The following is a 20,971-nucleotide window of genomic DNA, read 5'->3' on the forward strand; positions in this document are numbered from 1 at the left end:
TGTTCACGTTCCTGAACACCTCGGAAGCCGACGGCGTCAGACGAGGAGCACGGATGCGGAAACGCGCGTTAGTCCCCCTGCTAGCCCTACTCACCCTGGGGCTCCCGGCCCCCGCGACCGCCCAGCCGAACGGCACGGTGATCTCCGGGCAGGCGAGGTTCCAGGTCCTCTCCCCCACGCTGATCCGGTCGGAATTCGCCGGGGACCGCCGCTTTGAGGACCAGGCCACTTACAACGTTGTAAACCGCACCTTCCCGCGCACGGCCTACACCTCGCGGGTGGCCGACGGGTGGCTGACGATCACCACGTCGGCGCTGACCCTGCGGTACCGCGTGGGTTCCGGGCCGTTCCGCGCGGACAACCTCGAACTGAAGACCGGTGGCACGACCGCGTCCCCGTGGCGGCGGGTGGTCTGTGCGACCGGGCAGCTGTGCGAGGCCGAGGACACGGCACGGGAGGGCCTGCTGGTCGCGGCGGACCACCCCGGCGCCACCGGCTCGGGGTTCGTGGCCGGGTTCTCCTACCGGAACAACGGGATCACGGCGACCGTGCGTGCTTCCACGGCCGGTCGGCATCGCGTGGTGGTGAAGTACGCGAACGGGCAGGGCGGCGACGGCAAGCACGAGAACCGCACGCTGAGCCTCTCCGTCGACGGGCAGGCTCCCCGGCAGCTCACGTTGCCGGCGACCGCGAACTGGAACGACTGGCGGCAGGTGTCCGCGGACGTCGACCTGACCGCAGGTGAGCACCGGGTCGCGTTGACGCGCGGCGCGGCCGACTCGGGCAACGTCAACGTCGACAGCCTGGCGTTGCTGAGCGGCGACCAGGGTTATCCCGGGGTCAGGACAACCGACGACTGCCGGTTCGGCACCACCTGCGAGGCCGAGAACGCGGCGGTGAGCGGCGCGGCGAAGATCGCGGACGAGCACGCCGGGTTCGCGGGCACCGGCTTCGTCGCCGAACTGGTCGGCGGCACGCGGCTGACGCAGCGGGTGTCGAGTGTGCCCGCGGCCGGTGCGTACCCGGTGACCTTGCGGTACGCCAACGGTGTCGGCGGCGACGGCAAGCACGAGCCGCGGACCGTGCTGGTCAACGGGCAGGCGGTCGTCCTGCCCGTGACGGCCGACTGGAAGACCTGGGCCACGGCGACAGCCTCGATCTCGTTGCCCGCCGGGACTTCCGACCTGAACATCACGTGCCCGGACTCCGGGTGCCACGTCAACCTCGACACCATCGGCATCAACAACTCGGTGCAGCACCTGGCTCTTGGCGGCTATCGGCGTTCGCTCGACGGCTACACGGGCAACAACGGCGATCCGCAGCTCACACCCGGTCTGCTGTACCGCGACGGCTGGTACCTGCTCGACGACACGCCTTCCGCGCTGCGCAACGGAAACCCACGCGGGGACCGGGGCGCGCAGCCGTACCAGGACGGGTACGTGTTCGGATACGGCACGAACTACAAGGCGGCGCTGGGTGATCTGGCGACGTTGACCGGCGGCCCGAAGGTGTTGCCCCAGTGGGCTTACGGCGTCTGGTACTCCGAGTACATCGACCGCACGGCCGCCGACTACCGCGACCGGATCCTGCCCGCGTTCCGGCAGCACGGCGTGCCGCTGGACGTGCTGGTGGTCGACACGGACTTCAAGGCGCACAACCTGTGGAACGGCTGGCGGATGGACCAGGCGAAGTTCCCCGACCCACAAGGGTTCCTGGACTGGGCGCACGGCGAGGGCCTGCACAGCACGTTGAACATCCACCCGAGCATCCAGGGCGACGACCCGGACTTCGCGCAGGCCCAGGCCACCGCGAAGGGCAAGCTGGCGAAGGGTTCCTGCACCAACTGCTACGTCTTCGACTGGGCCGACCCGGACCAGCTGCGGGCGTACGTGGAGTTGCACCGGAAGATGCCGACGGACTTCTGGTGGCTCGACTGGTGTTGCGACGGCTCGGGTTCGTCGCTGCGCGGCGTCACGCCGGACACGTGGATCAACGAGCAGTACTCGAAGATGGGCTCGTTCGCGTTCTCGCGCGGCTTCGGGTCGTTGCAGGCGGGCGGCTACAGCGGTTCCGGGCCGTTGCCGACAGGTCCGTGGGCGGAGAAGCGCACGACGTTGCACTTCACCGGCGACACCTCGTCGACGTGGGGCACGTTGAAGGCGACCATCGGCTACACCTCGGCCGAGGGCGTGGCGACGGGCATGTCGAACATCAGCCACGACATCGGCGGGCACAACGACACGACCGGGCTGCGCGGGTCGGAGCAGTACCTCGACAACGGGCAGTTGCGGTGGACGACCAAGCTGCCGGACGACCTGTACGCGCGGTGGGTGCAGCTCGGGGCGTTCCAGCCGATCACCCGCCTGCACAGCAACCACGGCGACCGGCTGCCGTGGCAGTACGGACCGGCCGCGCAGGCGTCCGCGACGAAGTTCCTGAACCTGCGCGAACGGCTCGTGCCGTACCTGTACTCGGTGGCGGAGCAGGCGAATCGGACCGGTGTGCCGATGGTGCGTCCGGCCTACATCGAGTACCCGGGTTCGCCCGAGGCCTACTCCACTGTGGACAGCCAGTTCCTGCTGGGGTCCGACATGTTGGTCGCGCCGATCACCACTCCCGGTGACGTCGGCTCGACGCGCGTGTGGTTCCCGCCCGGCCAGTGGACCGACTACTTCACCGGCCAGGTGTACCAGGGCAACAGCTGGGCGACGGTGAGCGCTGGTCTCGACACCATGCCGGTGTTCCTGCGGTCCGGCGGAATGGTGGTCGAGCGGTCGGCCGACGTCGCGCACGACGTGGCGGGCGGGCCGTTGACCGTGCACGTGACGGCGGGCGCGACCGGTGAGTTCACCCTGTACGAGGACAAGGGGAAACGCACCCGGATCGTGCAGGCGCGTGATCACCTGCTCGTGCTGTCGGCGTCCAAACGGGACTGGACGGTCGTGGTGCACGACGGCGGCTCGACCCGGACGGTGAAGGGGTCGGGCGCGGTGATCAGTCTTCGGGCACCCAGGTGAGCAGGCGGACCTTCGCGACGGTCCGCACGTGCTTGCGCATCGCGGCGGCGGCCTTCTTCGCGTCGCCCGCCGCGATGGCCTCGTAGATCGCCGTGTGCTGCGCCAGTGACCGGGAGGGACGCCCCGGCTGGCGCAGCGACTCGGTGCGGCTCTCGGTGATCTGCTGGGCGATGGTCTTCATGAAGTCGGCCAGCAGCGAACTGTGCGCCGCGGCGGTGACGGCGGCGTGGAAGCGGCGATCCCCTTCCACGCCGTTGTCGCCGTCGGCGATCTCGTCGCGCATGAAGTCGAGGGCCGCTCTGATCGTTTCGAGTTCTTCGTCGGTGCGGCGTTCGGCGGCGAGTTCGGCGAGCTTGGTCTCCAGGGCCTCGCGGGCCTCCAGCACCTCAGGGAGGCGCTTGCGGCGTTCGACGAGCTGCTCGACCGGTTCGACGTCGAGCGTGTCGCGCACCAGGTAGGTGCCGCCGCCGTGCCGTGCCTCGACCAGGCCCTGGACCTCCAGGACCACGATCGCCTGTTTGATCGACGCGCGGCTGACGCCGAGACTCGCGGCCAGGTCGCGTTCGGCCGGCAGCCTGTCCCCCGCCTGGAGCCCGGCCTCGATGACGTGCGCGCGCAGCCGTTCGAGCACCTGCTCGTACAGGCGGGACTTCACCATCGGCCTCAGCGCCTCGGACATACCGACCAGAATAACCGGTCAAGTGGCTCAGCCACTAGGCCACCTCTTGACATCTGCTCGACAGTGGGCGGAAAGTGGCTGAGCCACTCGGCCACTGATCCCCCGGCCGCCACCGGACAGCCCCAACGACGGGAGCCCTGCATGTCCGCCGAACTGATCTCGATACTCGTGCTGGTCGTGGTGTTCGTGATCGCCACGACCAGGTCGATCAACATGGGTGCGCTCGCCTTCGCCGCCGCCTTCGGGGTCGGCACGCTGGTCGCGGACATGAAGACCGACGACATCTTCAAAGGCTTCCCCGGCTCGTTGTTCGTCGTGCTGGTCGGGGTGACGTTCCTGTTCGCCATCGCCCGCGCCAACGGCACCACGGACTGGCTGGTGCACATGGCGATCCGGGCCGTGGGCGGGCGGATCGCGCTGATGCCGTGGGTGATGTTCGCGATCACCGGCGTGCTGACGGCGATCGGCGCGGTCAGCCCGGCGGCCGTCGCCATCGTGGCGCCGATCGCGATGGGGTTCGCGGCCAAGTACCGGATCAACCCGTTGCTGATGGGTGTGATGGTGGTGCACGGCGCGCAGGCCGGTGGGTTCTCGCCGATCAGCATCTACGGGACGATCGTGAACGGCATCGTGGCCAAGGAGGGCCTGCCGGGCAACGAGATCGTGCTGTTCCTGGCCAGTCTCGTGGTGAACCTGCTGATCGCGGCCGTGGTGTTCGTGGTGCTGGGCGGGATGAAGCTCGCCCGCCAGCCGCTCGACACGCCCGCGCTGGTCAGTGCCGGAGGTGGTGGAGACGTTCCGGGAGAGAAGGCCGCCGGTTCGTCCGATGACTCGTCCGACGAGCGCGTGTCGTTGACGGCGCCGCGCCTGGCCACCCTGCTCGGTCTCGCCGCCCTGGTCGTCGCCGCTCTCGTCTTCGACCTCGACGTCGGCCTCGCCGCCATCACCGTCGCGGTGCTGCTGAGCGTCGTGTGGCCGGAGACCTCCAAGCACGCCATCACCCAGATCACCTGGCCGACGGTCCTGCTGATCTGCGGCATCCTGACCTACGTCGCAGTCCTCCAGACCATGGGCACGATCAAGTGGGCAGGCGACTCGGTCGCCGGTGTCGGTGCTCCGCTCGTCGCGGCGCTGCTGATCTGCTACATCGGCGCGATCGTGTCGGCGTTCGCCTCGTCGGTCGGCATCATGGGCGCTTTGATCCCCCTGGCGGTGCCGTTCCTGTTGCAGGGCGAGGTGAGCGCGGTCGGCTTGATCGCGGCTCTGGCGGTGTCGGCGACGGTGGTCGACGTGAGTCCGTTCTCCACCAACGGCGCGCTCGTGCTGGCGGGCGCGCAGGACGTGGATCGCGACAAGTTCTTCAAGCAGTTGATGGTCTACGGCGGGATCATGGTCGCGGCAGCGCCGCCGCTGGTCTGGCTCGCCCTCGTCGTCCCGGGAATCTGGTGAGTCGATGTTCGCCTTGCAGTCCGACCGCGTCGCCCTCCGCTTCGGCGACCGAAGCCTGACCCACGCCGAACTGGGCGCCTGCGCTGGAGCGTTGGCCCGGGAGCTCGACGGGCTCCCCCGCGTCGCCGTGTGGGCCACCTCGACGATCGAGACGTGCGTGGCCGTCGTGGCCGCGTTGCTCGCCGGGGTGCCCGCCGTGCCGCTCAACCCCAAGGTGGGCGAACGCGAACTCGCGCACATCGTGGCCGACAGCGCACCGGCCCTGGTGCTGGCGGGACCTGGTGTTCCCCTGCCTTCCGGCCTGGACTCGGTGCAGCGCAAGGACGTCACACTGGACGGCTCGTCCGGCGAGCCGTTCGCGGACCACGGCGACGAGGCGCCCGCGCTGATCGTCTACACCTCGGGCACGACCGGCGCACCCAAGGGAGTGGTGCTGCCGCGCCGCGCGATCGAGTCCACTTTGGACGCGGTGGCGCAGGCGTGGCAGTGGACCCCGGCGGACGTGCTGGTGCACGCGTTGCCGTTGTTCCACGTGCACGGCCTGATCCTCGGCGTGCTCGGCCCGCTCCGGCAGGGCGGCACGCTGCACCACCTGGGCAAGTTCTCGACCGGCGCGGTGGTGGAGGCGTTGAACGGCGACGCCACGATGATGTTCGGCGTCCCGACCATGTACCACCGGATCGCCGAGGAGGTCGGCGACAGCCCGGCCCTCGGCCAGGCCCTGGGCAAGGCGCGGCTGCTGGTGTCGGGCTCGGCCGCGCTGCCCGTGCGCGACCACGAACGCATCGCCGCCGCGACCGGCCAGCGCGTGGTCGAGCGCTACGGCATGACCGAGACGCTGATGAACACCAGCGTCCGCTTCGACGGCGACCGCAGGCCTGGCACCGTCGGCGTGCCGCTGCCCGGCGTCGAGGTGCGACTCGTCGACGACGCGGGCCTGACGTTGGACGAGGTCGGCGCGGTCGGCGAGATCCAGGTGCGCGGCCGCAACCTGTTCACCGAATACCTGAACCGGCCCGACGCCACCACCGAGGCGTTCGCCGACGGCTGGTTCCGCACCGGCGACGTCGGCACGCGCGACGACGACGGCTACTACCGCATCGTCGGCCGCAAGGCCACGGACATCATCAAGAGCGGCGGCTACAAGATCGGCGCGGGCGAGATCGAGAACGCCCTGCTGGAACACCCGTCGGTCAAGGAGGTCGCGGTCACCGGCGAGCCCGACGACGACCTGGGCGAGCGCATCGTCGCCTGGGTGGTGCCCGCCGGGGCCGAGCCGTCGCCCGACGACCTGGCCGACCACGTCGCCCGGCTGCTCACGCCGCACAAGCGGCCTCGGACCGTGCGGTTCGTGGAGTCGTTGCCGCGCAACGACATGGGCAAGGTGATGAAACGTGCCCTGCGGACGTGAGTCGGCGCGCGAGCTGATCGGGAGGGTCGCGGCGGCGTTCTCCGAGCTGCCGGATGGTCAACCGCACGAACGAAGCGCGGACGGACCGTTGGGTTGGCCGGGCTACGACGACCAGCTCACCAAGGCGACCACCCTCACCGGCGAGCACGAGTCGGTCGTCTGCGGCGTAGCCGACCTCGGCGGCACCTCAGCGGTCGTCGTCGCGTTCGAGTTCGGCTTCCTCGGCGGCTCTCTCGGCACCCGCACCGGCGCGCGTATCGAACAGGCCTTCACCCACGCCCGCGAACACGAACTCCCCATCGTCTCCCTGGTGGCAACGGGTGGCAGCCGCATGCAGGAGGGCACCCTCGCCCTGATGCAACTCCCCCGCATAGCCCGCCAGCTCGCTCTGACCCGACGTGCGGGACTGCCCCACATCACCGTCCTGCGAGACCCCACCACCGGCGGCGGCTGGGCAACCCTGGGCGCGGGCGCCGACGTGGTCCTCGGCCTGCGGGGTGCACAGGTCGGGTTCGCCGGTTCACGGGTGCGGCCACCGGGCTACTCGGTGACCCAGCAGTTCGCGGCCGGTCTGGTCGACCAACTCCTGACACCCGACGAACTCCCCGGCAGGCTGCACCGCTGGCTCCGCCTGCTCACCACCCCCGGCGACGAGGCCCCGGTGCCGCCGGCACTCGGTCTGGCCACGCTGCCGAAAACCGGCTGGGACGCCGTGACGAACGCCCGCGCTCTCGGCCGGCCGAGGGCCAAGCAGTACCTGGGCGCCTACTTCGACTGGCACGAGCCGATCAACGGCGACCGCGCCGGAGGTGTCGATCCCGGTGTCCTGTGCGGGTTCGGGCAGCGCGACGGCCGGACGTTCGCCTACGCCGCGCAGTGCGGAACGGCCACGCGCCCGGCCGGGTTCCGCACGGCCGCCAGGCTCGTGAGGCTGGCCTCCAGGCTGGGGGTGCCGGTGCTGACGCTCGTCGACACACCGGGGGCGGCCAACGACGCGGGGGCAGAGAGGGCCGGGGTGGGGGCGGCGATCGCCGAGCTGTTCACCGCGATCGCCGACGCCACCGTGCCGGTGACGACGCTGGTGGTCGGGGAGGGCGGGTCCGGGGGCGCACTGGCGTTCGCGGCGCCGGACCGGATGTGGGTGACGCCGGACAGCTACTTCGCGGTGATCTCCCCCGAGCTCGCCACCGCGATCCTCAAGCGGGATCCGGCGCAGGCCCGGCGAACCGCGGACGAACTGCGGTTGCGACCGCAGGACCTCGTCGAGCTGGGCGTGGCCCGAGGGATCGCCCAGCCCGACCGGTCCGTCGACGTCGGTCAGGCGACGGCGATGTAGAGGAACGCCAGCAGCGACGAAGGGACGCAGATCGTGACGAGCCCGACGACGCCGTAGAACGGCTCTTTCCGCTGCACCATCGCAACCAGAGCGCCGACACCGAAGATCACGGACAAAACGAGCAGCACAAGAACTACGTACGACATGAAGAGGTCCTCAAGGGTCAGGGGAACGTGGAGTCAGGCGATCGCCGCGAACGGCGGTGCCCGGCTCGACCACTGACCTGAGGAGGTTCCGTCCACGCTCTCCGCGCACGCCACCGAGGCCGCATGACGCGCGGACGGCGGGCGAGCGTCGATCAACGTCCCGACCAGGGCCCAGCACGCGTCCGGTGCACCCGTCGCGTGCACGTGCACGGCCGAGACCGGGGCGTTGAGCCCCGATCCCGGTTGGTCGGCCGCCGTGTCGCGGGCGCTCGTTCCGACGAACGCCAGCAACACCGCCAGCAGGAGTGCCGGCCACCTCATCCAGTCGCTGCCCGCCTGCGCCGCAGGAAGAACTCGCCGACCGGTTCCACGTAGCGCGCCGCGATCGGGCCGATGATCGCCATCAGCAGCACGTACGCGGTCGCCAGAGCGGCCAGCTGTTCGCTGACGTGGCCCGACGCGACCGCGAGTCCGGCGATGACGATCGAGAACTCACCTCGCGCCACCAACGCGGCGCCGGTCCGAGCTCTACCCATCGGTCCGATGCCTTGCCGGCGGGCGGCCCACCAGCCCGTGGCGACCTTCGTCAGCGTGGTGATGATCGCGAGCACGATCGCCATGAACAGCACCGGCGGAATCGTGCGCGGGTCGGTGTTCAGGCCGAACACCACGAAGAACATCGCGGCGAACAGGTCGCGCAACGGTTCCAGCAGGCGGGTGGCGTTCTCGGCGGTGGACCCGGAGATGGCGATGCCGAGGAGGAACGCGCCGACGGCGGCGGACACCTGCAGCTCGGACGCGATGCCCGCGACCAGCAGCGCGGAACCGAGGAGCTTGAGCAGGAACACCTCGTGGTCCGGACTGTCCACGATGGCCGAGATGACCCGGCCGTACTTCAACGCCACCACGAGCACGATGGTGATCGCGAGCAACGAGATGCCGACGGAGGTGAGTCCGCCCCAGAAGCTGACGCCCGCCAGCACGGCGGTGAGCACCGGCAGGTAGACGGCCATCGCCAGGTCCTCGAACACCAGCACCGAGAGGATCACCGGCGTCTCGCGGTTGCCGAGACGGCCGAGATCCCCGAGGACCTTCGCGATGATGCCGGACGACGAGATGTACGTGACGCCCGCCATCGCCAGTGCGCCGACGGGTCCCCAGCCGAGCATGAGAGCGACGATCGCGCCGGGTGCCGCGTTGAGCACGATGTCGAGCAGACCGGCCATCCACGACTTCTTCAGGCCGGTCGTGAGTTCGGACGCCGAGTACTCGAGGCCCAGCAACAACAGCAGCAGCACCACGCCGATCTCGCTGGCGAGGTGGGTGAACTCCTCGATGCCGTGCAACGGGATCAGCCCGCCGGAGCCGAACGCGAGGCCGCCGACGAGGTAGAGCGGGATCGGCGAGATGCCGAATCTCCACGCCACGCGGCCGAGCAGGCCCAGTCCGAAGAAGACCGCACCCAGTTGGATGAGCGCGATCGTTGTGTCGTGCACTGTGGTCAGCCGCCCGTCAGGATGTCCGCGGCGGTGTCGAGACCCTCCGCGGTGCCGACGACGACCGCGAGATCGCCGTTCTCGAACTGGAAGTCGGGGCCCGGCGAGGGGTGCGCGGTGCCCGCCCGCACGACCGCGACGATCGACGCGCCGGTGCGGGTGCGCAGCGCGGTGTCGCCGAGCGTGCGGAGCGCGAACGCCGTGACGGGCAACTGCCGGGTCGTGATGCCGGCGATGTCGCGGTGCTGCCGGTCGAGCTGCGAGACGAGCTGCGGCGCCCCGAGCAGCCCGGCGAGCGTGCCCGCCTCCTCCGGTGCGAGCGGGATCGACGCGGCGGTGGCGTCCGGGTCGTCCTGTTTGGACAGGATCAGCTCGAACTTGCCGTCGCGGTAGGAGATCACGCCGATCCGGCGGCCGGAACGGATGGAGAAGTCCTGCCTGACCCCTATGCCGGGCAGGGGCGTCACTTCGACGTTCACGCGTGGTTCCTAGGGTTCGATGAGCCCGGCGCGGATCGCGTACCGGGTGAGTTCGAGGCGGTCCTTGAGCCCGAGTTTCTGCAGCAGGTTGGCCCGGTGCCGCTCGACGGTCTTGACGCTGATCACGAGCATGTCCGCGATCTCCTTGGAGGAGTGCCCCTCCGCGACCAGCTTGAGGATCTCCTCCTCGCGATCGGTGATCGCCTTGGCCGGAAACCCGTTGCCCTCCTTGGCGCGGTCCAGGTAGTTGCGGATCAGCGAGTTCACCGCGCCGGGGTAGAGGAACGGCTCGCCGCGCATCGCCGACCGGCACGCCTCCACCAGGTCCCGGTCCGCCACCGACTTCAGCACGTACCCCGACGCGCCCGCCTTGAGCGCCTCGAAGAAGTACTGCTCGTTGTCGTACATCGTGAGGATCAGGATGCGCAGGTCCGGCAGCAGCCTCGACAACTCGCGCGCGGCCTGGAGCCCGGTGAGCCTGGGCATGGCGATGTCGAGGATCGCGAGGTCCGGCTTGTCCTTGCGCGCCAGGCTGATCGCCTCGGCCCCGTCCCCCGCCTCCCCGATGACCTCGAGGTCGGGTTCGTTGTCGAGGATCATCCTCACGCCGCGGCGGACGAGCGCGTGGTCGTCCGCGAGCAGGATGCGCACGCTCATTCGCTGTCCCCCTTGGCCTTCACCACGAGCCTGACCTCGGTCCCACCGCCGGGCGCTCTCCCCACGGAGAGGTCCGCGCTGATGAGCAACGCCCGTTCCCGCATCCCCCTGATGCCCGCGCCTTCCTGACTGGTGCCGATCCCCTGGCCGTCGTCCGTGATGCGCAGCTCCACTTCTGACGGCCGGGCGGTGAGGCTCACCACGGCCCTGTCGGCGTTCGAGTGCCGCACGGTGTTGGTCAGCCCTTCCTGCGCGACGCGGTAGACCACGAGCTCGGTCTCGGCGTCGAGCGCGGGCAGGTTCTTGTCGAACGACCGCTTGATCGCGAGCCCGGTCGGTTCGGAGATCTCGTTCGTGAGGGCCTTGAGCGCGCTGACCAGCCCCAGCTCCTCCAGCACACCGGGCCGCAGCCGCCGCGCGATCCGCCGGATCTCGTCCAGCGTGCTGCGCGTCGTCTCCTGCACGACGAGCAGCTCCTCGCGGGTCTCCTGCGGCGACTGGTCGGCCACCCGCTTGAGACTGAGCAGCACGGCCGTGAGCGACTGCCCGACCTCGTCGTGCAGCTCCTGCGCGACCCGCCGCCGTTCCGACTCCTGCGCGGACAACGCGATCGCGGAGCTGTAGCCGCGCTCGGCCTCCAGCCGGTCGATCATGCTGTTGAACGTGGTGATCAGCTCGGCGATCTCGCCGTGCCCCGTCGCCTGCAACCGCGGCCCGGGCTTGAGCAGGTCGATCGTGGTCATCGCCCGGGTCAACCGCCCGAGCGGCGCGAGCCCGACCCGGATCAGCGCGGCGTTGGCGATCAGCATCACCGCCAGTCCCGCCGCCAGCACCAGCATCTCGCGCGACAACGCAGGCGTGGACACCGTGGCCGGCCCGAACACCAGCAGTGCGGCCGCTACGGCCAGAACCAGGGCGTTGAGCAGGAAGATCCGCCCGAACAACGACACACGAGCCGCCTCTCCGTGATCACTTCCCGCCACGCCTGCGAGGCTGACGGGCGGGGACGCCACCTGTCCATCCGTGGCAACACCCATGTTCGCGGGGCGGCGGCATGCGCGCCGGTCGGCGGCGGGTGGGGTGGCGACACTCACGACCGTGCGGAGGGGTGGGCGTCTCCCCCATCCCGAGTTGGGTGCCGCGACCGATCGCCAAACCGGACATATCGGATGCAGGGTGGACGTGACGCCCTCAAGCCCCCCGGAGGCGCCCGATGAAGACAGTCACGAAGTCAGCCACCGACACCCGCAGGCGCACCTGGCCGTGGCACGTGGTCGCGCTCGCCCTGGTCGCGGCAGGCCTGCTCGTGCCGCACGCCCTGCTCGTCGCCGCAGGTCTGATCCTGGCCGGCTCGGTCGCCCTCAGGCCGCGCGCGGAGCGGTGAAGACGCGCAGGAACGTGTCCAGCAGCTTGCGCCGACCGGCCAGCTCGACCGCGCCCTCGCGGATCGCGTGCACCACCGCGCGGAACGATGGCAGCGCGTCCTCGTCGAGCTGAGGCGTGATCACCAGGTCCGGCTTGACCGGGGACTCCCCGAGGCCGGTCGTCAGCGCGCCCTCGTCGATCACGACGTGGACCACGGCGTCGCGCACGTGGATCTCCCAGGCCGCCGTCATGTCCACGGCCTGCTCCGGCCGGAACGCCGCGCGCATGTTCAGCGCCATGCCCTCCGGCGTCACCCGGTCACCCGGCTGCGGCTCGCCCAGCTGCGTCGCGCCCCAGCGGGCCAGCGACAGCAGCGCGGGCTCGAGCGAGCGGCCCACCTCGGTGAGCGCGTAGACGACGCCCCTGGCCGGTGCGGGCGCCACCTGGCGTTCGACGAGGCCCGCCTGTTCCAGCTCCTTCAGGCGCGTGGCCAGCACGTTCGTCGGGATTCCCGCGAGGCCCGTCTGGAGTTCGGTGTAGCGGTGCGGGCGCACCAGCAGGTTGCGCACGATCAGCAACGCCCACCGCTCGCCCACCAGTTCCAGGGCGCGGGCGAGGCCGCAGTACTGACCGAAGTCGCGTCGCTTCACAACGCTGATCGTAGCGCGCTTGCTTGAACGTATCCAGCTGCGCGATGTAGAGCACACTTGCAAAAATGAAGTGAACAGGCCTACGGTCGTCGCATTGCCCGCTCCCCAGTGAAGGAAGTGCGATGACCGCACTGCTCGACCGTCCCGCCGCGACCGCGCGGCGGCCTCTTCTGTCCCGCGGCGCCGGATTCGCGGGCATCTCGGCGGCGATGGTGGCGATCCTCGTCGCGGCCGGGGCACCGACCCCGTTGCTGCCCGTCTACCAGCACGAATGGGGCTTCGCGCCGTGGGTGCTCACCCTGGCGTTCGGCATCTACGCGTTCTCGCTGCTGGTGTCGATCCTGGTGATCGGGTCGCTCTCGGACCACGTGGGACGGCGGCCGTTGATGCTCGCGGCACTCGGCGTCGACCTCGTGGCGATGCTGATGTTCCTGTTCGCGCCGTCGATCGGCTGGGTCATCGCCGCCAGGGTCGTGCAGGGCGTGGCGACCGGGGCCGCGTCCGCCGCACTCAGCGCCGCGGTCGTGGAACTCGCGCCGGAGAAGTTCAAGAAGCTCGGCGCGCAGATGACCAGCATGGCGCCGCTCGGCGGGCTGGCGATCGGCGCGCTGTTCGCGGGTGTGCTGGCCGAGTTCTCCTCCAACGCCGCGTTCGACGTGTGGCTGGTGCTCGCCGTGGTCATGGCGGCCGGCACGCTGTTCGCCTACTTCACGCCCGAGACCGCGACGCGCAAGCCGGGTGCGATCGCGTCGCTCAACCCCCGGCTGAAACTGCCGGTCCAGGTGCGCAGGCTCTACTGGACGACGGTGCCGGGCATCGTCGGCGGGTTCATGACGATGACGGCGTTCATGGGACTCGTGCCCGCGCTGCTGGTCGCCGTGTTCGCGGTGCAGAGCCCGATCGTCGGCTCACTGCTGGCTTTCGTCGCGCTCGGAGCGTCCACTGTGGCCTCCGCGTTCACCAGCCGGTACCGGCCGCCGACGCTGCGCACGGTCGGCATCGGCGCGATGGTCGTGGGCGCGGTGCTGTTCATCGGCAGCATCGGCGCCACCTCGCTGCCGTTGCTGTGGGCGTCGGCGATCATCGGCGGCGCAGGCATCGGGGCGTCGTTCGCCGGCACCACGCGCGGGCTCGTGCCCGAGGTCGCGCCGCACGAGCGGGCGGCGTTGTTCACGGCGATCTTCTTCGTGGGCTACCTCGCGATGGGCAGCGCGGCGATCATCGCGGGCCTGTTCGTCGGCGTGGTCGGCGCGGCCACGATGGCCGTCGGCTACGGCGTGATCCTCGCGGTGATCACGGTGATCGGCCTGATCGCGACCCGATTCAGCCGGGCGTGATCTGGTCGGCCTGGACGTGCGCGCGCACCCCCTGGGGGTCGAACAGGATCAGCAGTTCGACCGCGCCGCCGTCCGCGCTGCCGAGCCAGTGCGGTTTCCCGGTGTCGAACTCGGCGGCCTCGCCCGGCAGCAACGTCAGGTCGAGGTCGTCGAGCACCAGCCGCAGCCGTCCGTTGAGGACGTAGAGCCACTCGAACCCGTCGTGCGTCTTCAACGCCGGTTCCAGCGGTTCGGGCACGGCCGGGATGAGCATCTTGAACGACTGCACGCCGCCCGGACGTCGCGACAACGGCACGAACGTCATGCCGTACTTGTGGATCGGCTTCAGGTGGATGCGCGGGTCACCCGTGCGCGGGGCGCCGACGAGGTCGTCCAGCGGCACGTCGTACACGCGCGACAACGGCAGCAGCAGTTCCAGCGTCGCCCGTCGTTGCCCGCTCTCCAGCCGCGACAGCGTGCTCTCCGAGATCCCGGTGGTCGTCGCGAGGTCGGCGAGGGTGATGCCGCGGTGCCGCCGCAACGCCCGCAGCCGTGCACCCACCCCGTCGAGGACCTCTTCGGTTTCGCGGTTCATGACCGGGCATCTTGCCATGACGGCAAGTTTTCGTGCCAGCTTCGGCAACCGGTGGTCAAGATCAAGGCATGAAACGCCTCGTAGTCGCACTGCTGCTCCTGATCACCGCCTGTACCACGCCCGTCGAAACCCCGGCGCACGCAGGCGTCACCCAGAACGATCCGGCCTTCCAGAAGACGTTCCGCCACGAGTTCACCGACGTCGACGGCGTGCGGATGCACTACGTCACCGGCGGCAGCGGCAGCCCGGTCGTGCTGCTGCACGGCTGGCCGCAGACCTGGTACGGCTGGTGGCCGATCATGCCCGCGCTCGCCGAACGCCACACCGTCTACGCCCTCGACCTGCCGGGACTCGGCGACAGCACCGGCACTCCGAAGGGCTTCGACAAGGCCACGCTCGCGAAGTACGTGCACGGGCTGACCAGCAAGCTCGGCATCAAGAACGCCTCGATCGTCGGCCACGACCTGGGCGCCGCCGTCGCGTTCCAGTACGCGAGCCAGTTCCCCGAGGACACCGCCCGCCTCGGCTACCTCGACCTGCCGTTGCCCGGCCCGGCGATCGACGCGCGCACGTACCGGAGCCTGAGCTGGCACATCGCGTTCCACTCGCAGCCGCAGGTGCCGGAGGCCGTCGTGCAGAACGACGTCCGCGACTACCTGAAGCTCTTCTACCCGCAGGTGTCCTACCAGGGCAGCGCGTTCGGCGGCACGTCCACGAAGTCCCCGTTCACGGACAACGAAATCGACGAGTACGCGCGCACCTACGACAAGACGTTGTCCAACGGCTTCGGGCTGTACCGCGCGCTCGACCAGGACGTCCGGGACACCGAGGCGGCACGGCCGGTGGAGGACCCGACCCTGGTGATGGCCGCGGAGGGCCAGGCGGAGGCGATCAAGGGCACGATCGCACCGCGCGTCCCGAACATCGTGGCCGCGCTCGACGTCCCGAAGGCGGGACATTGGCTCGTCGAGGAGAACCCGCAGTTCGTGACCACCGAACTGCTGAAGTTCCTCAGTTCATGACCGGCACCCGATCAGCCCACGGCGCGGCTTCCTCGAGCTGCGCCGCGAGCTTGATCAGCAACGCCTCCCCCGCCAGCGGCGCCACGAACTGGACGCCGAGCGGCAACCCGTCCGCCGTCCAGTGCAGCGGCAACGACAGCGCGGGACGCCCCGTGATGTTCGCGAGCTGCGTGTAGGGCACCCAGCCGAGGTTGTCCCTGATCATGTCCTCGACGATCGGGGTGTGCTTGAGGAACCGGGCGGTGCCGGTCTTGAGCAGCACGTCCGTCGCCCGTTGCAGCGATACCGGCAGGTCGAACTGGCCGACCTTCGGCGGCGGGGTCGCGAGCGTCGGCGTCAGCAGCAGGTCGAACGACTCGAAGTAGGTGCTGAGCCGGCGGGTGTGCTCGTGCCGGCGCTGCACCGCGTCCACGTAGTCGACGCTGCTCGTGGCCCGTCCCAGCGCGGCCATGAGCAGCGTGTCGCGTTCGAACGCCAGGTCCGGCGCCCCGGTCAACCGTTTCGCGTCGGCGACCTTCCAGGCGAGGTTCACGAACCACGTCAGCAGGAAGTCCTTGGCCAGGGCCGCGTCGTCGAACGGCGCCTCCGGCAGTTCCTCGACGTGGTGGCCCAGGTCGGTGAGCGTCTTGACCGCCGACGCGACGGCCGCGACCGCCTCCGGGTGCGGGTCGGGGTTGATCGCGGACGGCACGCGCACGCCGATCCGCAGTTTGCCCGGCGCCTGGCCGACGTAGGACGCGAACGCCTCCGGCGGCAGCGCGGGCGAGTACGGCCCGGCCGGTTCGCCGCCGCAGATGACGTCGAGCATCGCCGCGGTGTCGCGGACCGTGCGCGAGACAACGCCCTGCACCGCCGCGCCGTGCATCATCTCGGCGGTCTCCGGGCCGAACGGCGTGAGGCCGCGGCCTGGCTTCAACCCGACGAGACCGCAGCAGGCGGCCGGGATGCGGGTCGACCCACCGCCGTCGTTGGCCCCGGCGCACGGCACGATCCCGGCGGCGACCGCGGCGGCCGAACCACCCGACGAACCACCGGGAGTGCGTTCCAGGTCCCACGGGTTGCGCGCCGGACCCCACGTGGTCGACTCGCTGATGGCCTTCGCGCCGAACTCCGGCAGGTTGGTCTTGCCGAAGATCACCAGACCGGCGTCGATCCAGCGCTGGACCACGGTGGAGTGCGCGGCGACGTTGTGCGTCTTGAGCGAGCGCGACCCGTTCGAGGTCGGCAGGCCCGCGTAGTCCTGGCCCAGGTCCTTGATCAGGAACGGCACGCCCGCGAACGGACCGGTGAGGTCGTCGCGCGGGTCGGCGGGCACGTCCCGGACGATCGCGTTGAGCCGCGGGTTCACGGCGGCGGCGCGCTCCTGTGCCACGGCGAGGAGTTCGGCCGCGGACACCTGCTTCTCGGCGACGAGCCGGGCGAGCCCGGTGGCGTCGTACTTGCGGTACTCGTCGAAGTCCACGCGCTCAAGGTAGCTGTTCGGCCACCCCGAAAATGGTTTCCCGGACGATCTCCGGCGATTCCTGGGGAATGAGATGTCCCGCGCCTTCGACGACGACCATCTTTCCGCGCGGGGCGGCGTCCATCAGGTCCTGCGCGTACTGGTTGAACAGCGGGCGCCATTTCGTCATGCCGCGCTCGACCAGTCCGGCCTGCAGGCTGACGACCGGGACGTCCGGTGTGCCGTTCGCCTGCACGCGGCGCAGGACCGGCAGGGCGTTCGCGATCTGCGCGGCCTCCCGGCTGCCAGCCTTCATTCCGCGCGGGTTGGCGTAGTCGCGGGTCATGATCTCCACGTCGGCCGTGGAAATCTCGGGCGCGACGCCGTTGCGAAAGGTCTGCTTCCTGATCAGTTCCTTGCCGCCGAACCTCGCGATCAGCCCCATGAGCGCGAAGAAGCCCGCCGCGACCTTGGCGTTGCGGGTGGCCATGATCTCGGCGAGGGTCGCGTCCACGAACACCATTCCGGCGACGCGGTCGGGGTGGCGGTCGGCGAACACGCGGATGATCGGGCCGCCCCAGCTGTGTCCGACGAGCACGACTGGGTCGGTTTCGTTCACGGCGTCGAGCACGGCCGTGAGATCGTCCACGATGCGGTCGAGTGTGCGATCGTGCGTGTCCGGGTCGCTGCCGACGTACCCCGCGCGGTCGTAGGACAACGTCCGGTAGCGCGCGCTCACCTCGCGTTGCGTGTGGATCCAGGACGACGCGGGCGCGCTCATCCCCGCCTCGAAAACGATCAACGGCCCTGGCGCCTGTCCTGCTCGGACGGTGCGGATGGCACGTCCGTCGGGCAGCGTGACGGTCTGCTCGGTCAGGCCGAGTCCGGGATCGGGCATCGCGGCGCCCCTTTCACTCGTGCCAGGCGGGCGGGTGGCGGTCTTCCCACAGCCTCGCGCTTTCCAGTTGGGCGGCGAGGGCGAGGAGTTCGGCGTCCCTCCGTGCGCGGCCGACGAGGTGGACGCCGTGCGGCAGTCCCTGGTCGTCCACGTGCGACGGCAGCGAGATCGCGGGCACTCCGGCGAGGTTCACCCACGGCGTCGGGCACGACCACTTGAGCATCAGGTCGGCCTCGTCGCCTGCGTAGTAGCCGATCGGCACCGGCGGGCCGTTCGTCGTGGGCGTGAGGACGACGTCGTAGTCGTCGGTCGCGGCCAGGAACGTGCTGGCGTAGCGGGCGAGCAACGTCTGCGCGGCGACGACGTCGTCGGCGGACAACGTGTCGTTGATCGCGAGCAGGTGTCTGGTGTACGGCCGCAGCAGTTCGGGGCGTGGCACCATCAGCTGGGCCACGGCACCCACCTGGTAGGCGAACCAGACCACGATCGCGCGGCTCGCTGGCTCGTCCCAGCGGGCGGGCAGCGGGATCTCCCGCACCTCGTGTCCCAGCCCCGTCAGCACTTCCCGTGTTCTCCGCACGGCCCGTTCGGCTTCGGGGTCGGGTGCTTCGGTGGTGCCGGTGTCCGTCCAGGTCGCGATCTTGAGCGGGCGCCGGAGCTTGAGCGCCTGGGCGAAGCTGCCCACGTTTCGCCAGCCGTAGAGGTCGCCGGGCGCGGGTGACGCCATGACGTCCAGCAGCAGTGCCGCGTCCTCGACGGTGCGCGCGATCGGCCCTTCGGTGCCCGCGCTCAGGAACGACGCGGCGGGTGCCGGGCTCACCAGTCCCCTGCTGGGCTTCATCCCGACCAGGTGGCACGTCGCCGCGGGCGTGCGGATCGACCCGGCGCCGTCGCTGGCGTGCGCCACCGGCAGCAACCCGGCCGCGACGGCCGTGGCCGCGCCGCCGCTCGACCCGCTGGAGTATCTCGTTGGGGCGTAAGGGGTCACGGCCGGGTGCGGCGTGACGTCGTTCTCGGTGTAGCAGGTGGCGCCGAACTCGGACGTGTTCGTCTTGCCGATCAGCACCGCTCCGGCCTGCCGGATCAGCCCGGCCGTCCAGGAGTCCTGTGGTGGCACGAAGTTCTCGAGCGCCGCCGAGCCGAACGTCGTGCGGATTCCCGCCGTGGCCGCGAGGTCCTTGATGCCGATGGGCAGGCCGAGCAACGGCGCCTGGTGTCCCGCTGCGAGTTGCTCGTCGGCTTTCTTCGCCTCTTCGAGCGCGTCGTCGTTGATGGTGACGAACGCGCCGAGGTTCTCGTGCCTCTTGATGCGATCGAGGTAGTGCTCGGCCAGTTCACGCGAGCTGAACTCCTTGGCGCGCAACCCTTCCAGCTGCTGCGCCGCCGTCAGGTCGTGCAGCGTCACGGCGTCACCGACGTCCCGGTGAGCAGCCGGTGCACCGACTCGGTCACCACGTCCAGTTCGTGCGACGTCAGCGGCTCGCCCCCGAACATCCGCCGGTGCATCACCGGCCCTTCGAGCAGGTTGCCGACGAACGGAAGCTCCGGCACCTCCGCGATCTCGCCACGCCGCACCGCCCGTGCGATGGCGTCCACCAACGGCTGCGACCTGCGTGCGACCAACGATCGGAACGTCCGTTCGGCGTCGGAGTCCCCGCGCAGATCGGCGAGGAACCCGACGAGCCCGTCGTTCCACGGCTCGTTCCAGGCCCCGGCCAGATCCTCCGCGAACGCCCTCAGGTCACCGCGCACCGTGCCGGTGTCGGGGTCGGGCACCGGCGGCAGGTAGGCGTCCAGCACGTCCGCCACCAGCCGCACCTTGCTGCGCCAGCGCCGGTACACGTCGGTCCGGTGCGCGCCGGACTGGGCCGCGACCTGCGTCAACGTCAGCGCGTCGTAGCCGTTCGAGGTGAGTAGCGACCACGCCGTCGCCAGCAGTCGCTGTTCGAGCTCGGGATCCCGCGGACGCCCCGCCACCGGCAGCCCTCCAATTCGCAACAGGTTGTTGCGATACCGTAGAGCCACCGGCGGGAGTCCACAAGGGTCAGCGGCTCTCGACCACGCTCTCGCCCAGGTCGTGCAGCGCCGCTGCGATCCCGACGTCCAGCGCGTCCTGCATCACCTGCGGCCGTCGCTCGGTCCGCCCGATCGGCGCGCTCCCCAGCGGCGGCCGGATCTGCAGGCAGTCAGGATGCGTGGCCAGCAGGTTCTCGTCCTCGACCCGGATCTCCTCCCGCCGCAGGAAAGCGCCCATCACCCCGGGCGCGTGCCGGGCGGACCACCGCCCCAGCACCATCCGTTCCACCCGCGACGGCGGCGACCCGCCCTCGTCGGCGCGGCGCGTCCGCAACGCCACCACGTGCGTCGCCCCCTGGGCCAGCGCGGTCCGCACCGGGATCGTCTCGCTCAGCCCCGCGTCGACGTACGGGCGGCCGTCGATCACCACGGGCGGCCCGGCCAGCACGGGCATCGCGGCCGAGGCCCTCAGCGCCGTCTGGATGCCGAGTTGGTCGCGGACGTGCGGGTGCAGGTCGGCGGCCTCGCCGGTCAGCCCGTCGGTGGCCATCGGGTGGAACTCGACGGGGTTGTCGAGGATCTCCTGGAACCCCATCGGGTGCACCTGGGTGTAGATCGTGTGGATCAGGTGCTGGGTGTCGACGACAGGGCGTTTGCCGAACAGGCGGCGTGGGTCGATCGTCGTGCGCATGACGATCGGGTCCCACCACGCGTGCTTGCTGCGGTCGGCGCGCCCGCAGAGCAGCCACGCGGCGTTCAGCGACCCCGCCGAGCTGCCGTAGACGGCGTCGAACAACGGCAGCAGGCCCAGGCGTTCGATCGCCACCGTCATGCCGCTCGAGTAGACGGCCCGCGAGCTCCCGCCCTCGATCAGCAACGCCAGGCGCGCGCCGTCCGTCCGTTGGCCCGGCACGCTTCGTTGCAGCCTGCGTTCGCGCAGCAACTGGAGAACTGTCACGACTCCACAGTGCCACCCGGCGGCGAAACCCCGTCGGCGG

At 70.3% G+C, this 20,971-nt stretch carries 21 protein-coding genes; 7 read left to right on the forward strand and 14 right to left on the reverse strand.

Annotation, left to right across the window (positions count from 1 at the left end; genetic code table 11):
* Positions 1-53 precede the first annotated feature (53 nt).
* Positions 54-3,017, forward strand: a complete 2,964-nt coding sequence (locus tag JNUCC0626_RS12645; RefSeq protein ID WP_394619910.1) for a TIM-barrel domain-containing protein — start codon at positions 54-56, stop codon at positions 3,015-3,017.
* Here JNUCC0626_RS12645 and JNUCC0626_RS12650 read toward each other — a convergent pair.
* Complete coding sequence (locus JNUCC0626_RS12650) at positions 2,995-3,696, reverse strand: FadR/GntR family transcriptional regulator (protein WP_394619911.1); 702 nt, start codon at positions 3,694-3,696, stop codon at positions 2,995-2,997. The two genes, JNUCC0626_RS12645 and JNUCC0626_RS12650, sit on opposite strands and share 23 nt — an antisense overlap.
* Before the next feature lie 141 nt (positions 3,697-3,837).
* Here JNUCC0626_RS12650 and JNUCC0626_RS12655 point away from each other — a divergent pair, with 141 nt between their 5' ends.
* Genes JNUCC0626_RS12655 through JNUCC0626_RS12665 form a run of 3 tightly spaced genes read left to right on the forward strand, consistent with a single transcriptional unit; the run spans position 3,838 to position 7,892 of the window.
* Positions 3,838-5,145: an SLC13 family permease gene (locus JNUCC0626_RS12655; RefSeq protein WP_394619912.1), complete on the forward strand. Its 1,308-nt coding sequence runs from the start codon at positions 3,838-3,840 to the stop codon at positions 5,143-5,145.
* Positions 5,146-5,149: 4 nt separating this feature from the next.
* Positions 5,150-6,556, forward strand: coding sequence for an acyl-CoA synthetase (locus JNUCC0626_RS12660; RefSeq protein ID WP_394619913.1), 1,407 nt, complete (start codon positions 5,150-5,152; stop codon positions 6,554-6,556).
* Positions 6,540-7,892 (forward strand): carboxyl transferase domain-containing protein, encoded by a 1,353-nt coding sequence (locus JNUCC0626_RS12665; RefSeq protein ID WP_394619914.1) that lies wholly within the window; start codon positions 6,540-6,542, stop codon positions 7,890-7,892. Before JNUCC0626_RS12660 ends, JNUCC0626_RS12665 begins: the two co-directional genes overlap by 17 nt.
* Here the strand turns inward: JNUCC0626_RS12665 and JNUCC0626_RS12670 are convergent.
* Genes JNUCC0626_RS12670 through JNUCC0626_RS12695 form a run of 6 tightly spaced genes read right to left on the reverse strand, consistent with a single transcriptional unit; the run spans position 7,874 to position 11,653 of the window.
* On the reverse strand, positions 7,874-8,038 hold the full coding sequence (locus JNUCC0626_RS12670; RefSeq protein WP_394619915.1) for a hypothetical protein: 165 nt from the start codon (positions 8,036-8,038) through the stop codon (positions 7,874-7,876). The two genes, JNUCC0626_RS12665 and JNUCC0626_RS12670, sit on opposite strands and share 19 nt — an antisense overlap.
* Before the next feature lie 33 nt (positions 8,039-8,071).
* The gene (locus tag JNUCC0626_RS12675; RefSeq protein WP_394619916.1) at positions 8,072-8,359 is read right to left on the reverse strand and encodes a hypothetical protein; all 288 of its coding nucleotides are present in this window, start codon (positions 8,357-8,359) and stop codon (positions 8,072-8,074) included.
* On the reverse strand, positions 8,356-9,534 hold the full coding sequence (locus JNUCC0626_RS12680) for a cation:proton antiporter (RefSeq protein WP_394619917.1): 1,179 nt from the start codon (positions 9,532-9,534) through the stop codon (positions 8,356-8,358). The genes JNUCC0626_RS12675 and JNUCC0626_RS12680 overlap by 4 nt, the downstream gene beginning before the upstream one ends.
* A 5-nt stretch (positions 9,535-9,539) precedes the next feature.
* Positions 9,540-10,013, reverse strand: a complete 474-nt coding sequence (locus tag JNUCC0626_RS12685; protein WP_394619918.1) for a cation:proton antiporter regulatory subunit — start codon at positions 10,011-10,013, stop codon at positions 9,540-9,542.
* 9 nt (positions 10,014-10,022) lie between these two features.
* On the reverse strand, positions 10,023-10,670 hold the full coding sequence (locus JNUCC0626_RS12690) for a response regulator (RefSeq protein ID WP_394619919.1): 648 nt from the start codon (positions 10,668-10,670) through the stop codon (positions 10,023-10,025).
* The gene (locus JNUCC0626_RS12695) at positions 10,667-11,653 is read right to left on the reverse strand and encodes a HAMP domain-containing sensor histidine kinase (protein WP_394619920.1); all 987 of its coding nucleotides are present in this window, start codon (positions 11,651-11,653) and stop codon (positions 10,667-10,669) included. The genes JNUCC0626_RS12690 and JNUCC0626_RS12695 overlap by 4 nt, the downstream gene beginning before the upstream one ends.
* Positions 11,654-11,883: 230 nt before the next feature.
* On the opposite strand from JNUCC0626_RS12695, the gene JNUCC0626_RS12700 reads away from it, so the two are divergent.
* Entirely contained in the window at positions 11,884-12,054 is a 171-nt protein-coding gene (locus tag JNUCC0626_RS12700; protein ID WP_394619921.1) for a hypothetical protein, read from the forward strand.
* Here JNUCC0626_RS12700 and JNUCC0626_RS12705 read toward each other — a convergent pair.
* Positions 12,032-12,685, reverse strand: coding sequence for a winged helix-turn-helix transcriptional regulator (locus JNUCC0626_RS12705; RefSeq protein ID WP_394619922.1), 654 nt, complete (start codon positions 12,683-12,685; stop codon positions 12,032-12,034). The two genes, JNUCC0626_RS12700 and JNUCC0626_RS12705, sit on opposite strands and share 23 nt — an antisense overlap.
* 122 nt (positions 12,686-12,807) lie before the next feature.
* Between JNUCC0626_RS12705 and JNUCC0626_RS12710 the strand changes: the two genes are divergently transcribed.
* Complete coding sequence (locus JNUCC0626_RS12710) at positions 12,808-14,022, forward strand: MFS transporter (protein WP_394619923.1); 1,215 nt, start codon at positions 12,808-12,810, stop codon at positions 14,020-14,022.
* Here the strand turns inward: JNUCC0626_RS12710 and JNUCC0626_RS12715 are convergent.
* Positions 14,009-14,596, reverse strand: coding sequence for a helix-turn-helix domain-containing protein (locus JNUCC0626_RS12715; RefSeq protein WP_394619924.1), 588 nt, complete (start codon positions 14,594-14,596; stop codon positions 14,009-14,011). The genes JNUCC0626_RS12710 and JNUCC0626_RS12715 overlap by 14 nt on opposite strands.
* Before the next feature lie 68 nt (positions 14,597-14,664).
* Between JNUCC0626_RS12715 and JNUCC0626_RS12720 the strand changes: the two genes are divergently transcribed.
* The gene (locus JNUCC0626_RS12720) at positions 14,665-15,618 is read left to right on the forward strand and encodes an alpha/beta fold hydrolase (RefSeq protein ID WP_394619925.1); all 954 of its coding nucleotides are present in this window, start codon (positions 14,665-14,667) and stop codon (positions 15,616-15,618) included.
* On the opposite strand, the gene JNUCC0626_RS12725 is transcribed toward JNUCC0626_RS12720, so the two are convergent.
* The 5 genes from JNUCC0626_RS12725 to JNUCC0626_RS12745 are packed head-to-tail and all read right to left on the reverse strand — an operon-like array spanning position 15,608 to position 20,931.
* The gene (locus JNUCC0626_RS12725; RefSeq protein ID WP_394619926.1) at positions 15,608-17,080 is read right to left on the reverse strand and encodes an amidase; all 1,473 of its coding nucleotides are present in this window, start codon (positions 17,078-17,080) and stop codon (positions 15,608-15,610) included. The genes JNUCC0626_RS12720 and JNUCC0626_RS12725 overlap by 11 nt on opposite strands.
* Before the next feature lie 4 nt (positions 17,081-17,084).
* A complete protein-coding gene (locus tag JNUCC0626_RS12730; RefSeq protein WP_394619927.1) occupies positions 17,085-17,957 on the reverse strand; it encodes an alpha/beta fold hydrolase in 873 nt (290 codons plus the stop codon).
* Between the two features lie 13 nt (positions 17,958-17,970).
* Entirely contained in the window at positions 17,971-19,362 is a 1,392-nt protein-coding gene (locus JNUCC0626_RS12735) for an amidase (RefSeq protein ID WP_394619928.1), read from the reverse strand.
* On the reverse strand, positions 19,359-19,982 hold the full coding sequence (locus JNUCC0626_RS12740; protein ID WP_394619929.1) for a TetR/AcrR family transcriptional regulator: 624 nt from the start codon (positions 19,980-19,982) through the stop codon (positions 19,359-19,361). The genes JNUCC0626_RS12735 and JNUCC0626_RS12740 overlap by 4 nt, the downstream gene beginning before the upstream one ends.
* 19 nt (positions 19,983-20,001) lie before the next feature.
* Positions 20,002-20,931, reverse strand: coding sequence for a patatin-like phospholipase family protein (locus JNUCC0626_RS12745; protein WP_394619930.1), 930 nt, complete (start codon positions 20,929-20,931; stop codon positions 20,002-20,004).
* Positions 20,932-20,971: the final 40 nt, after the last annotated feature.

Source organism: Lentzea sp. JNUCC 0626, assembly GCF_043632865.1.
Lineage (GTDB): Bacteria > Actinomycetota > Actinomycetes > Mycobacteriales > Pseudonocardiaceae > Lentzea.